Annotated in this window: 12 protein-coding genes and 1 tRNA gene; 7 read left to right on the top strand and 6 right to left on the bottom strand. The window is 35.6% G+C overall.

The window, feature by feature from the left end:
- The first annotated feature begins 57 nt into the window (after window positions 1–57).
- Both HRU50_RS11625 and HRU50_RS11620 read left to right on the top strand, forming a co-directional pair.
- On the top strand, window positions 58–1,113 hold the full coding sequence (locus HRU50_RS11625; RefSeq protein WP_296351259.1) for an NAD(P)/FAD-dependent oxidoreductase: 1,056 nt from the start codon (window positions 58–60) through the stop codon (window positions 1,111–1,113).
- 155 nt (window positions 1,114–1,268) lie between these two features.
- Window positions 1,269–1,601 (top strand): 2Fe-2S iron-sulfur cluster-binding protein, encoded by a 333-nt coding sequence (locus HRU50_RS11620; protein WP_296351258.1) that lies wholly within the window; start codon window positions 1,269–1,271, stop codon window positions 1,599–1,601.
- A 23-nt stretch (window positions 1,602–1,624) separates the two neighbouring features.
- Here HRU50_RS11620 and HRU50_RS11615 read toward each other — a convergent pair whose 3' ends face one another.
- The 6 genes from HRU50_RS11615 to HRU50_RS11590 all read right to left on the bottom strand — a co-directional run bounded on the left by HRU50_RS11615 (window position 1,625) and on the right by HRU50_RS11590 (window position 6,612).
- The gene (locus tag HRU50_RS11615; RefSeq protein ID WP_296351257.1) at window positions 1,625–2,521 is read right to left on the bottom strand and encodes a metallophosphoesterase family protein; all 897 of its coding nucleotides are present in this window, start codon (window positions 2,519–2,521) and stop codon (window positions 1,625–1,627) included.
- A 30-nt stretch (window positions 2,522–2,551) separates the two neighbouring features.
- Complete coding sequence (locus HRU50_RS11610; protein WP_296351256.1) at window positions 2,552–3,247, bottom strand: SGNH/GDSL hydrolase family protein; 696 nt, start codon at window positions 3,245–3,247, stop codon at window positions 2,552–2,554.
- Window positions 3,248–3,330: 83 nt separating this feature from the next.
- Window positions 3,331–4,509 carry an acyl-CoA dehydrogenase family protein gene (locus tag HRU50_RS11605; RefSeq protein ID WP_296351255.1) on the bottom strand — a complete coding sequence of 393 codons (1,179 nt, stop codon included), beginning with the start codon at window positions 4,507–4,509 and terminating at the stop codon, window positions 3,331–3,333.
- Window positions 4,510–4,581: 72 nt separating this feature from the next.
- Window positions 4,582–5,295, bottom strand: a complete 714-nt coding sequence (locus HRU50_RS11600) for a methyltransferase (protein ID WP_296351434.1) — start codon at window positions 5,293–5,295, stop codon at window positions 4,582–4,584.
- A 164-nt stretch (window positions 5,296–5,459) separates the two neighbouring features.
- A complete protein-coding gene (gene rimM, locus HRU50_RS11595; RefSeq protein WP_296351254.1) occupies window positions 5,460–5,987 on the bottom strand; it encodes a ribosome maturation factor RimM in 528 nt (175 codons plus the stop codon).
- Between the two features lie 130 nt (window positions 5,988–6,117).
- Complete coding sequence (locus tag HRU50_RS11590) at window positions 6,118–6,612, bottom strand: 30S ribosomal protein S16 (RefSeq protein ID WP_296351253.1); 495 nt, start codon at window positions 6,610–6,612, stop codon at window positions 6,118–6,120.
- Window positions 6,613–6,826: 214 nt separating this feature from the next.
- On the opposite strand from HRU50_RS11590, the gene HRU50_RS11585 reads away from it, so the two are divergent.
- The 5 genes from HRU50_RS11585 to HRU50_RS11565 all read left to right on the top strand — a co-directional run bounded on the left by HRU50_RS11585 (window position 6,827) and on the right by HRU50_RS11565 (window position 14,249).
- Window positions 6,827–8,134 (top strand): DUF6252 family protein, encoded by a 1,308-nt coding sequence (locus HRU50_RS11585; protein WP_296351252.1) that lies wholly within the window; start codon window positions 6,827–6,829, stop codon window positions 8,132–8,134.
- Between the two features lie 140 nt (window positions 8,135–8,274).
- Window positions 8,275–12,663, top strand: a complete 4,389-nt coding sequence (dnaE, locus tag HRU50_RS11580) for a DNA polymerase III subunit alpha (RefSeq protein WP_296351251.1) — start codon at window positions 8,275–8,277, stop codon at window positions 12,661–12,663.
- A 121-nt stretch (window positions 12,664–12,784) separates the two neighbouring features.
- The gene (gene trxA / locus HRU50_RS11575; protein WP_296351250.1) at window positions 12,785–13,102 is read left to right on the top strand and encodes a thioredoxin; all 318 of its coding nucleotides are present in this window, start codon (window positions 12,785–12,787) and stop codon (window positions 13,100–13,102) included.
- Window positions 13,103–13,170: 68 nt separating this feature from the next.
- The gene (locus HRU50_RS11570) at window positions 13,171–14,100 is read left to right on the top strand and encodes a DUF58 domain-containing protein (RefSeq protein WP_296351249.1); all 930 of its coding nucleotides are present in this window, start codon (window positions 13,171–13,173) and stop codon (window positions 14,098–14,100) included.
- 75 nt (window positions 14,101–14,175) lie between these two features.
- Window positions 14,176–14,249: transfer RNA gene (locus HRU50_RS11565), tRNA-Asp, on the top strand.
- Window positions 14,250–14,280 lie beyond the last annotated feature (31 nt).

The following is a 14,280-nucleotide window of genomic DNA, read 5'->3' as shown; positions in this document are numbered from 1 at the left end:
CTTTTGTCACCTTATACTCAAAAATGCATTAGTAGTTTTGTTTCCAATTCATTTTTCATGATTACAACAGATATTATTATAATAGGTGCTGGACCTACAGGATTGTTTACGGTTTTTGAAGCCGGACTTCTAAAACTAAAGTGTCATTTAATAGATGCTTTGCCTCAACCTGGTGGTCAATGTTCAGAATTGTACCCTAAAAAGCCGATTTACGATATCCCAGCTTATCCAGAAATTCTTGCTGGAGATTTAACGGAAAAGTTACTAGAACAAGGTAAACAGTTTGAGCCCGGTTTTACGCTTGGTGAACGTGCAGAGACCATAGAGAAGCAAGAAGACGGTTCGTTTATTGTTACAACCAATAAAGGTACACAGCACAAAGCTCCAGTTGTAGCTATTGCTAGTGGTTTGGGTAGTTTTGAGCCAAGAAAACCTTTAATTCATAACATTACAGATTTTGAAGACAAGGGTGTTGAATATATGATTAAGGAACCTGAAATGTATCGCAATAAAAAAGTGGTTATTGCAGGTGGAGGAGATTCAGCCTTAGATTGGAGTATCTTTTTGGCTGATGTTGCTTCTAGTGTTACATTGGTGCATAGACGTAACGAATTTAGAGGCCATTTAGATTCTGTCGAAAAAGTTCAGGCACTTAAAAATGAAGGTAAAATAAATTTAATCACACCAGCAGAAATTACTGCAATTCAGGGTAATGGTAAGGTTGAAGCGGTAGAAGTTACTAAGAAAGACGAAGAACCATTTTACCTAGAGACAGATCATTTTATTCCTTTATTTGGACTATCTCCTAAATTAGGGCCGATAGCTAATTGGGGGCTAGAAATAGAAAAAAATGCCATCAAGGTGAATAATGCTTTAGATTATCAAACTAATATTCCTGGTATTTTTGCCATTGGTGATGGTAATATTTATCCCGGAAAATTAAAGTTGATTCTTTGTGGTTTTCATGAGGCAACATTAATGTGTCAAGCCGCATATCAAATTATAAATCCTGGAAAACGTTATGTTCTTAAATACACAACCGTCAGTGGAGTAGATGGTTTTGATGGCACACGTAAGGAAGCACCAAAAGCCGTAGTAAAAGCAATTGAGTAACTTGGTAAAAAGTAACTTAGTAAAAAGTATTTATTAGAAAGTAATTAGTCTTGAGTTACAATTACTCATTAAAACAGTATTTCTAATTTAGAAAGAATAATATATGTATTGAATACTACTTAATACTTTAAACTTGTTACTAACGACTAAAACATATGGAACAAGACATAAACATAACTATAACAGACCGAGATGGAGTAACACATAAGGTGCAAGCGCCAACAGATATGGCAATGAATCTTATGGAGGTAGTACGTTCGTACGAATTGGCTCCAGAAGGTACAATTGGTGTTTGTGGTGGAATGGCGATGTGTGCTTCTTGCCAGTGTTATGTAATTAGCGATACTGAATTACCAGAAATACAAGATGATGAAGAGGCAATGCTTTCTGAGGCATTTTATGTTAAAGACAACTCACGTTTAGGATGTCAAATTCAAATGACACCAGAAATGGAAGGCTTGGAAGTTGAGTTGGCTCCAGAGTCATAAACTTTCAAAATCTCAGCTGTTGTTTATTCCGTTTTGTAATCTAATAAAGGAGTTGGCCCTTCAAGTAATACTTTTTCAATTTTTAAAGTACCGTCATTAGTGGTGTTAATCTGCCACTTTATTAATGATATTTTTCCGTTTTCAATTTCTAGACCAGTAATACTTCTTGGATGCACGCAGCTACCATCATTAAAAAAGGCTATGTCGCCAGGTTCAGGAAAACGTGGTCTATGCGTGTGACCAGAAATGGTGACGAGGTTTTTATTTTCAGTAATCCATTTTTTGGTTCTACGCTCAACTTTTATTAGTTCTTTGTAGTTTTTCGCCGGGCTGGTTGGATCTGCAATTCCCATAACATTCAATGGCTTCCAAAGGATACGAACAAGAAATCTACTCCATTTCCAAAATATGTAATTCCACCAATCAGCTTGATGACCATGAAGCAAAAAAAGTTCTTGCCCAGTTTCAGAATGCTTTAAAACAATTCCTTCGTGATACTTTAAACCGCAAAAAAGTTCTACATCTTCTCCGACTTTGGGATCAAAATACATAGACAAGTGTTTTTCAACATATTTTGGATTACGGTATACCATATCATGATTTCCCCAAATGAGATGTAAGCGGCCTTCATCATGAAATTGTTTCATCAGTAAATACACGTTTTTATGTGCATTTAAGATTGAATTAAAAGAGAGATTTTCCCACAATTCATCACCATCACCGAGTTCACAGTAGCTAAAGCCTTCTTTAAAATAATGACTTAATGCGTGAAAGTAGATATTTCTGTTATTCGCAAAGTCATCAGCAAAGCTATTATCGCCACGGTGACAATCGCTGAATAATATATACTTACTCGAGTTATCAAAATGAAAAACTTCTGCGTTTTTAAAAGCGCGGTCTAATCTACGTTTTGAAGACATAAATAATGTTTGTACTAAAATAGTAAAACATTATTGTAATTTATTAATGGCTTCTGGCAGTATACGTTCTACGAAAAGTGCATAAGCCAATTCAGAAGGATGCAAACCATCAGCAGCAACCAAATCTGTATTAACTAAACCTTGACGTGTGATGTCTGTGATGTTTATATAAGTAATACCATTGGCAATGCAGTAGGTTTCTGCAAATACATTGTATTGATCAATCTCTTCAGATGTTGTGGGTGAGAATCCAAAACCTTGGCCAAAAGGTGTAAATGCATAGTCTGGTATAGACACCACTATGACATTATTGGCATTGTCTTGGGCTAACTCAATTGCTTTGTTAGCAAGTATCGGGAATTCTTCTTCATATAAGGAAAAGGGTCTGTTTTGATATTGATTATTGACTCCGATAAGTAAAGTCACTAAATTAAAAGTATTTGGAGGATTTTCATTTGCAATAGCATTAATAAGATCAGTGGTTTTCCAACCAGTTTGTGCAATAACTTGAAGATTAAAACTGTCTTCTTCAGGAAAAGTTTGAATTAAGCTATCTTTTAATTGTTCAGGGAAACGACAAGTCTCACAAACACTTTGGCCAATTGTATAACTATCGCCAAGAGATAACAAATTATAGACTTGTGGTGTTCTTGGTGTTGTTTCATCGTCAGAGTTACAGCCAATAAGTCCAAGTACCACCATGAGTAGTAAAAGCTTCTTTTTCATACAGATAAAGATACAAATAAATGAAACAAAAAAGCAGCTCAGAATGAGCTGCTTTCTTTAGTGATTGAAATCACTTAGTATAGTTATTTAAACGCATTTAATCCAGTAATATCAAGACCAGTAATTAATAAATGAATATCATGTGTGCCTTCATAAGTAATTACACTTTCAAGGTTCATTGAGTGGCGCATTATGCTGTACTCACCAGTAATTCCCATGCCGCCAAGCATTTGTCTTGCTTCTCTAGCAATATTTATGGCCATATCCACATTGTTACGTTTTGCCATAGAGATTTGAGCTGAGGTTGCAGTACCATTTTCGCGCATCACCCCAAGTCTCCAAGCTAATAATTGTGCTTTAGTAATTTCGGTAATCATCTCAGCGAGTTTCTTTTGTTGTAACTGAAATTGCCCAATAGGCTTGCCAAATTGTATACGTTCTTTACTGTAACGTAAAGCAGTATCGTAACAATCCATTGCAGCACCAATTGCTCCCCAAGCAATGCCGTAACGTGCAGAGTCTAAACAACCAAGCGGTGCGCCAAGGCCGGATTTGTTAGGTAGTAAATTTTCTTTCGGTACTTTTACATTATCAAAAATGAGTTCGCCAGTAGCCGAAGCTCTTAGTGACCATTTGTTATGTGTTTCAGGTGTTGTAAAACCTTCCATGCCACGTTCTACAATAAGCCCATGAATACGACCTTCTTCATTTTTTGCCCACACTACAGCTACTTGACAAAACGGTGCGTTACTAATCCACATTTTAGCACCATTTAAAAGGTAATGGTCTCCCATATCCTTGTAATTGGTTGTCATGCCACCTGGATTACTTCCATGGTCTGGTTCTGTCAATCCAAATGACCCCATCCATTCACCAGAAGCAAGCTTTGGTAAATATTTTTGACGTTGTTCCTCATTACCGTATTTCCAAATAGGATACATTACCAATGATGATTGTACAGATGCTGTACTTCGTACACCAGAATCTCCACGTTCAATTTCTTGCATTATCAAACCATAAGAGATTTGATCTAATCCTGCGCCACCATATTCTTCAGGAATGTAAGGTCCAAAAGCACCAATTTCTGCCAATCCACCAATAATTGATGTTGGAAATTCTGCCTTTTGTGCAGCTTCTTCTATAATTGGAGAAACATCGCGTTTTACCCATTCTCTTGCCGCGTCGCGTACAAGTTTATGTTCTTCTGTAAGTAGTTCGTCTAAGTTATAATAATCTGGAGCTTCAAATAAGTCTGGCTTCATATGTAGTTATTTAGTATGAAAGCAAAATTAACGAAAACGTTTTCTTTGGGCAATATAAATACCATGTATAATTTACATTTTAAGATAAAAGTCCTTAGTTAGATTGATGTAATCTTCGGTGTATTGATGGCGACCAGTTTCAATAATAAGTTCTTTAATTTCGGTAGTGCAATCTTGAGCTGAAAATTCTATAAGACTTCGTTTAATATCAGTTGTCGGATTCCCTTTTACATGCAAAATACGTTTTGCTGAAAGTCCAACCTTTTTAGCCAAATCAATAAGTTTTTGTTCTTCTTTATATGGAATAACTATTGAAAATAATCCGTTTTCTGAAAGTAAATGCGCAACTGCATAGATGATGTGTTCAAAAGGCATAGCATCGTTAAATCTTGCTAAATCTCTTGAAGCATCATTGGTTTTATAGTCTTCAGAATAAAAGGGTGGATTACAAATGATGAGGTCAAAAGCATCATCAACTTCCTCTACAAATTCTAGTAAAGCTGCATGGTAACAGAACAAACGGTCATTCCATGGTGAGTTTTCAAAATTTTCTGAGCATTGCTCAAACGCATTATCATCAATTTCTATAGCTTCAATCTGTTCAGCAAAACTACGCTGTGCAATTATTAATGATAAAATACCTGTGCCAGCACCAATATCTAAAACTGAATAAGGATTATGCTTAACTGATGTCCAAGCACCAAGTAAAACGCTATCAGTGCCAATTTTCATAGCACATCGGTCTTGTTGAATGGTGAATTGTTTGAATTTGAAAGGCTTGTTCATTTTGCTGTCATGCTGAATGTATTTCAGCATCTCTAAAGTTTTACACAAAGATTCGGAAACGAGTTCAGAATGACAAGTTTTAAATTGTCTTTTGTCATTCCTGCGAAGGCAGGAATCTAAATTTTATGTTGCATTTTGGAATTTGGATTTTGTTTATTGTAATTTCACCCAAGATAAAGATCAATCAATCCTTCAGGTGTATTTACAATAACTGTTTTTTTGTCTCTATCTACTTTAACAATAAACTCATCATTCATTGGTATTAAGATTTCAACACCATCTCTATCAACTTCAAATAACGCTTGTGCAGTTGAATCATTTACAGTTTTAATGATGCCAACTTTACCAAAGTTTTCATCAGTTATGGTAAAACCAATCACTTCATGAAAATAGAACTTATTACCTTCAAGTTTAGGTAGTAATTCTAATGGTAAATACAACTCTGATTTAATGAGTGCTTCTGCGTCAGCTTCTGTTTCAACATCTTCAAATTTTAATCTCAATAAATCTGATTTATGGAGTTGAGAAGATTCAATAAAAAAAGGAACTAGATTCCCTCTTAAATCTAAAAAGATGGCATCCAGATTTTCGTATAGGTCAGGTTCATCTGTATCTAGCTTGACTAAAAGTTCACCTTTAAAACTATATTTCTTTACAATCTTACCTAAGTAAAAACAATCTTCTTTTTTCAAAATAATTGTCATTCCTGCGGAAGCAGGAATCTATTTTAATTAATATGACGATTTAAAAAAATCCCATGTTCTCGGGAATAAAAAAACCCTGACGCTTCGGCCAGGGTTTAAAAGTATAAAAATAAATTTTTTATTCTTCTTCGTTAGAAGCCGTTTCTTCAGCAACTTCTTCAACAACAGGTGCGTTAGCAGCAATACGAGCTTCGTTAACAGCTTTTTCTGCTTCTAATGCTTTAGCTTTAGCGTCAGCATCTACTTTTGTTAAACCGTCAGCTTTTGCTTGTACTTTAGCAGCTTTTTCTTCTAACCAAGCGTTGAATTTAGCTTCAGCTTGCTCTTCAGTTAAAGCACCTTTTTTAACACCACCAGCTAAATGCTTTTTTAGTAAAGCACCTTTGTAAGATAAGATAGCTCTTGCAGTGTCAGTTGGTTGTGCACCATTGTTTAACCACTTTACGGCGCCATCAACATCTAAGTTAATTGTTGCAGGATTTGTGTTTGGGTTGTAAGCACCTAATTTTTCTAGGTATTTACCATCTCTTTTAGCGCGAGAATCCGCAGCTACGATCCAGTAATAAGGTTTTCCTTTTTTACCGTGTCTTTGTAATCTAATTTTTACAGGCATAATAATTAATTAATGAGGTTCTCGACCTCTGTTATTAATGAGGGCGCAAAGATAGTATAAATTTTTAATTCTCAAGGCTTTTAGTCAGATTAACTAAAAGAAAGGTGTTTTTGGCTAATAGTAATGCCAAATATATGATGTAGAATGAAAAATTATTATACTTTTGGAATTCTTGTTTCGTTATATTTGAAACTAGCTACTATTTAATAAAAATATGAAAAAACTAATCCTCTTATCTTTCGTTCTATTAACGGTATTTAGTTGTGGAGATGAAGTTCAGTTTAATTCACCTGCGTTTCAGGGTGATTTAGAGCAGCAAATCTGGCGTGCTAATGGCTTTTCTGCAAGTATAGATGCAAATGGTTTTTTAACTATTACTGGAACTAGAAACGGAGAAACTATAAATCTTAAGGTGCCTTCAGTTGTTGAAAGAACTTTTACTGTTGGTGATGTTAATACAACAGAAGCGCAATACGATAATGGTTTTGGTGCATTTTATAGTACAAATAATAACCCAGAACCTAATCCAGATCCTGCGAATCCTGTTAATCCAGAGTATGGGCAAATAATTATTGATGAAATAGATATTGTAAGTGGTACGTTAACGGGTACATTTTCTTTTGGAGCTTTTGATGCATCAGGTTTGAATTCTATTGCTGTGACGAGAGGTGTTTTTTACAGAGTTCCAATATTAACTGGTACAATACCTGCTGATCCAATTACATGCGAGGACAAGGAGATGGAAACTACAATTGCAGCAACATCATATAGTGTAGCAAGTCAACCAGAAGCAAATGGATTTATAAACAGCGATGCTTTTGAAGCTGCATGTAATGCTTACATAGCAGCACTAAACGAGCAACGTAGTTATTGTGGTGATGTTGATAGAGCCATACAAGATCAAATTGATTTATTAGGTACTTGCACTTTTCCGTGCTTTTTTGCTAATGCAAATAGTAATGTAGCTCAAACTGAGTTTGCGAATGCTACATTAGGGACTTACATTCAGTTATGTGCCCAATACCAGTTTTATTTACAGGAGCAAATTGAATATTGTGGTGACGAAGATGGATCTATCCAAACGGTGATTGATGGATTAAACTGTTCAGATACTGATGGTGATGGTGTTCCTGATGTTTTTGAAGATTTTAATGGTGATGGTGATTTAGATAACGATGATACGGATGGTGATGGTACACCAAATTATCAAGATAATGATGATGATGGAGATGGAGTACCAACTGTGGACGAAATTCAAGTAGATATGGATGGGAATCCTGCAGATACCGATAGTGATGGTGATGCAGATTACTTAGATAATGATGATGATAATGATGGATTATTTACTGTTTTTGAAACAGGAGATACCGATAGTGATGGTACTTTAGATTATTTAGATAATGATGACGATGATGATGGCATTTTAACTATAGACGAAAATGCAGATCCTAACGCTGATGGTGATCCAGCAGATGCTTTAGATTCTGATATGGATGGTGTTCCAGATTATCTTCAAGCGTAGTAATCACAGCAAATAATATTGAAGACCCTAAGCATAATGCTTGGGGTTTTGTTTGTTTAAAACTGTTTATAACTTCATTTCTGAAAAGAAGCATTATTTATTAATTTTAATGTTTCGATTTTCTACCTCAAGACGATTTTATGTATTTAATATTTGATACCGAAACAACGGGTTTACCAAAGCGCTGGGATGCACCAATTACAGATACAGATAATTGGCCAAGAGCGATACAGATTGCATGGCAGCTGCATGATGCTATGGGAAATTGTATTGAGCATCAAGATTATTTGATAAAGCCAGAAGGCTTCAATATTCCTTATGATGCAGAAAAAATTCACGGTATTTCAACCGAGTTAGCTCAAGAACAAGGTATTTCGTTGCAAAAGGTTTTAGAGAAATTCAATATTGCTTTATCTAAGACTAAGTTTGTAGTAGGACAGAATGTAGGCTTCGATGTTAATATTATGGGTGCTGAGTTTGTACGCGAAGATGTTGCAAACCCATTACAAGAATTACCAGTATTAGATACGTGTACAGAGCATACAGCCACTTTATGTCAGATTCCTGGTGGTCGAGGAGGAAAATTTAAACTACCAACCTTAACAGAGTTACATCAGTTTTTATTCAATCAGCCATTTGCTGAAGCGCACAATGCAACAGCGGATGTTGAGGCGACAACTCGTTGTTTCTTAGAATTAATAAGACGACAAGAGTACACTAAAGAACAACTCGATGTTCAACCAGATTATTTTGAACAATTTTCTCAAGAGAATCCAGAGGTAATTCAACTCATAGGTTTAAAACACATTAATCTAAAACGTGCAAGTGCTAAGATTAATGAACGTCTTCAGAAAGAGCAACAATCTGCTAGTGATACCATTGAAACAGATACTGAAGCAGTTGCAAAACTCTCTGAAGTTGATTTTGTCCATTTGCATAATCACAGTCAATTTTCAATTCTTCAATCTACTATAAGTATTAATGATTTGGTGAATGCTGCGGCAAGCGAAAATATGCCAGCTGTTGCATTAACCGACCATGGTAATATGATGGGTGCTTTTCACTTTGTGCAAGCAGTTTCAGGTCACAATAAAAAAATAAAAGCCCAACACGCAGAGGCAGAAGAAAATGGTGAAGAGAAAAAAGGAAAATTAATTACACCAATTATTGGATGTGAGTTTTTTGTCTGTGAAAACCACCAAGATAAAACTCGAAAAGATAACGGTTATCAAATCGTACTATTAGCTAAAAACAAAAAAGGCTATCATAATTTAGCCAAATTATCTTCAGCAGCTTTTACTGATGGTTTCTATTATGTACCAAGGATTGATAGACAGCTTATTGAACAATACAAAGAAGATCTTATTTGTTTAACAGGAAACCTTTATGGCGAAGTACCAAGTAAGGTATTGAACATTGGTGAAAACCAAGCTGAAGAAGCGTTGTTGTGGTGGAAAGACACCTTTGGTGATGACTTGTATATTGAGTTAATGCGTCACAATCAAGAAGATGAAAATCGTGTCAATCAAGTCTTAATTCAGTTTGCGAGAAAGCATAATGTAAAATTGGTAGCAACGAATAATACCTATTACGTAGCTCAAGAAAATGCAAATGCCCATGATATTTTATTGTGTGTAAAAGATGGTGAAAAGCAAGCGACGCCAATAGGTCGTGGACGTGGTTACCGCTATGGTTTACCAAACCAAGAATACTATTTTAAGTCTTCAGAAGAAATGAAGGCTTTATTCAGAGATGTTCCTGAAGCGATTGTTAATATTCAAGAAGTCGTTGATAAGATTCAACCTTTTGAATTGGCCAGAGATGTTTTACTTCCAGCTTTCGATATTCCTGAGGAATTTAAGCATGAAGATGATGAAAAAGATGGAGGAAAGCGCGGTGAGAATGCGTACTTAAGACATCTCACTTATGAAGGTGCTAAAAAGCGTTATGGCGAAATTACACCAGCTATAGAAGAGCGTCTAGATTTTGAACTTCAAACTATAGAAAACACAGGTTATCCAGGTTACTTCTTAATTGTAGAAGACTTTATTCGCGAAGCCAGAAAAATGGATGTTTCTGTTGGGCCAGGTCGTGGTTCTGCTGCAGGTTCTGTGGTAGCGTATTGTCTCTGGATTACCAATATAGACCCAATTAAGTACGATTTACTTTTTGAGCGTTTCTTAAATCCTGACCGTGTGAGTATGCCAGATATTGATATCGATTTTGATGATGAAGGTCGTGGTCGTGTTATGCAGTATGTAATTGATAAATATGGTGCAAATCAAGTAGCTCAGATTATCACTTATGGTACTATGGCGGCTAAATCTTCAATTAGAGATACCGCGCGCGTGCTCGATTTGCCGCTTAATGAAGCTGACCATATTGCGAAGTTAATTCCGAATATGTCTAAGCTTGGAAAGATTTTTGGCAAGAGTGAAAAAGAATTAGCAGCAAAGTTTAGGGCTGAAGAACTAGATAAAGTAAATGAACTACTTAATATTTCTGATGGTAGCGATTTACAAGCAGAAACCGTAAATCAAGCACGAGTTTTAGAAGGTTCAGTAAGAAATACAGGTATTCACGCCTGTGGTGTAATTATTACACCAGGCGATATTACCAATTATGTACCTGTTTCTGTTGCAAAGGATTCAGATTTATACGTCACGCAGTTTGATAACTCAGTTGTAGAAAGTGCTGGTCTGTTGAAGATGGATTTCCTTGGATTAAAGACCTTGACGTTAATTAAAGATACAGTTAAGATTGTAAAGGCGAAGCATGGCATTGTGCTAGACCCAGAGAATTTTCCGTTGGATGATGAAGAAACCTATGCGTTATTCCAAAGAGGTGAAACGGTTGGGATTTTCCAATACGAATCACCCGGAATGCAAAAGCACATGAAGCATTTAAAGCCAACTGTTTTTGCTGACCTTATCGCCATGAATGCCTTGTATCGTCCGGGACCTTTAGAATATATTCCAAGTTTTATTAATCGTAAACATGGTAAAGAAGAAATCATTTATGATTTGCCAGAATTGGAAGAATATCTTGAAGAAACCTACGGCATTACTGTATACCAAGAGCAAGTAATGTTATTATCTCAAAAACTAGCAGATTTTACCAAAGGTGAAGCTGATGTTTTGAGAAAAGCAATGGGTAAAAAGCAAAAGGCTGTACTAGATAAAATGAAGCCTAAGTTTTTAGACCAAGCTGAAGCCAAAGGTATGGACAGAAAAAAGCTTGAAAAAATCTGGAAAGATTGGGAAGCTTTTGCGAGTTATGCATTTAACAAATCGCATTCAACATGTTACGCTTGGATTGCTTACCAAACAGCATATTTAAAAGCGCATTATCCAGCAGAATATATGGCAGCTGTACTGTCTAATAACATGAACGATATTAAATTGGTAACCTTCTTTATGGAAGAATGCAAACGTATGCGTTTACCAGTATTAGGGCCAAGTGTTAATGAAAGTTATTACAAGTTTTCGGTAAACCAAGACAATGCGGTTAGATTCGGAATGGGAGCCATAAAAGGTGTTGGTCATGGCGCAGTAAAAACCATCGTAGAGAATAGAAAAGAAGGTGGGAATTACAAGTCTATTTTCGATTTAGCAAAGCGTGTAGATTTAAGAGCGGCAAACAAAAAATCGTTCGAAGGATTAGCATATGCTGGCGGTTTTGACTGTTTTGAAGGCACGCACAGAGCACAATATTTTGCTCATGATGGTGATGGTATTACCTTTTTAGAAAAGGCAATGAAATATGGTGCAAAGCATCAGGAAAATGAAAACTCTGCCCAGGTAAGCCTATTTGGTGAAGCAAGTGGAGTCACAATAGCAGAGCCACAAGTGCCGCCATCAGAGGATTGGGGAACCATGGAGAAGCTTTCAAGAGAAAAAGAGGTTGTAGGGATTTATATTTCGGGTCATCCGTTAGACGATTTTAAAATTGAAATGCGAACCTTCTGTAATGGAAACATTTCAGTATTTAATAATTTGGAAGCTGTTCTTAATAGGGAAATCACTTTTGGTGGAGTAGTAACAGATGTGCAACATCGTGTAAGTAAACAAGGCAAAGGTTGGGCTGCATTTTCCATTGAAGATTATACCGATAGTTTTGAGTTCAGAATCTTTGGTGAAGATTATTTAAAGCACAGGCATTTCTTGGTTCAAAATTCATTTGTTTATGTAAGAGCATTTGTAAAAGAAGGCTGGACAAATCGCGACACTGGTAAAAAAGGTGATCCAAGAATTCAGTTCAACAATTTTCAGTTGTTGCATGATGTCATGGATACTTATGCTAAGAAACTATCCATTCAATTAAATATAGATGAATTAGAAAAAGATACGATTCTTCAACTTCAAGATTTATTTAGAATGCACGACGGAAATAATACATTAAATTTTTTGGTGTATGACAATTCCGAAAAACTAAAAATTACAATGCCAAGTAGAAAACAAAAGGTAAAAATCTCTCAAGAGCTACTAAAAGAGCTCGAAGCACAAGATGTAATGTATAAATTGAATTAGTATAAGACTGATTAATAACATCATAGCCAAATCGAATATATCCAGTGTAAGGAATAGCGATTTTTTTGACTAAGTTTGTGAATTATTTAAACAAAGTACAACACAATAAAATATAAATATTATGGCATTAGAAATAACAGATGCAACTTTTGAAGAAACGGTATTAAAGAGCGATAAGCCTGTTATGGTAGATTTTTGGGCAGCTTGGTGTGGACCTTGTCGTATGGTTGGGCCAATCATTGATGAGATTAGTTCAGAATATGAAGGAAAAGCTGTAGTTGGTAAAGTTGACGTTGACGCTAACCAAGAATTTGCTGCAAAATATGGTGTAAGAAATATTCCTACAGTATTAGTGTTTCAAAACGGTGAAGTAGTAGGTCGTCAAGTTGGTGTGGCACCAAAAAATGCATATTCAGACGCTATAGACGCATTATTATAAAAAGACATTCATAAAGAATTGATAAAAGGTTTGCCTAATAGGCAAACCTTTTTTAGTTTCGGTAGCATATGAATTTACAGTTAGAACTTAATAAAGCAGGTGGTTTTAAAAATCTCGAATTATTAGCCAAGCAAGTAGTTGAGGGCTTTATTGCTGGAATGCATAAAAGTCCATTTCATGGATTTTCTGCTGAATTTGCTGAACATAAAATTTATAATCAAGGCGAAAGTACTAAACATATCGATTGGAAACTCTATGCCAAGACAGACCGTTTATACACCAAGCGTTATGATGAAGAAACTAATCTACGATGTCATCTTATTGTAGATAATAGTAGCTCTATGCATTATCCAGAATCTGCTGGTACTACAATAGATAATCTTAATAAAATAGCTTTTTCAGCTTTGGCAAGTGCGTCATTAATGCACATATTAAAAAAACAGCGCGATGCTGTAGGTTTGAGTATTTATAGTGATAATTATGATTTTTACTCACCAGAAAAAGGAAGTGAACGCCATCATCAGATGTTATTAAGTCAACTTAGTAAAGCTGTAATCTCTAAGCCAGAATCTAAGACAACAGAAACGTATAGATATCTACATCAAATTGCCGAGAAGATTCATAGACGGTCATTGATTTTTGTGTTTACAGATATGTTTCAAACCGCAGAGGATGATGAAAAGCTCTTTGAGGCGTTGAGGCATTTAAAGCATAATAAACATGAAGTTGTTTTGTTTCATATCATAGATAAATCAAAAGAACTCTCTTTTGAATTTGACAACCGACCAAAACGGTTTATAGATGTTGAAACAGGAGAATACATCAATTTGTATGCAGATTCTATAAAAGAAAATTATGAAAAGGCCGTAACAGACTATTTCAATGACCTCAAAATCAAGTGTGGACAATATAGAATTAAGTATGTTGAAGCTGACATAAATGCGGGTTTTAATCAAATCTTAACGACCTATATGATAGAGCGTCAAAAATTTATTTGAACCTAGAGTAATATTTTTTCATTTTTATTTGTGGAATTAAAAATGCAGTGTATATTTGCATCCGCTATCAAGCACGGTCTGGTAGTTCAGCTGGTTAGAATACCTGCCTGTCACGCAGGGGGTCGCGGGTTCGAGTCCCGTCCAGACCGCAAAAAGCATCTCATTTGAGATGCTTTTTTG

The sequence above is a fragment of the Winogradskyella sp. genome, assembly GCF_013213835.1.
In the GTDB taxonomy this organism is placed as follows: Bacteria; Bacteroidota; Bacteroidia; order Flavobacteriales; family Flavobacteriaceae; genus Winogradskyella.
The sequence above is the reverse complement of the archived record's forward strand: the minus strand, read 5'-3'. Positions and strand labels throughout refer to the sequence as shown.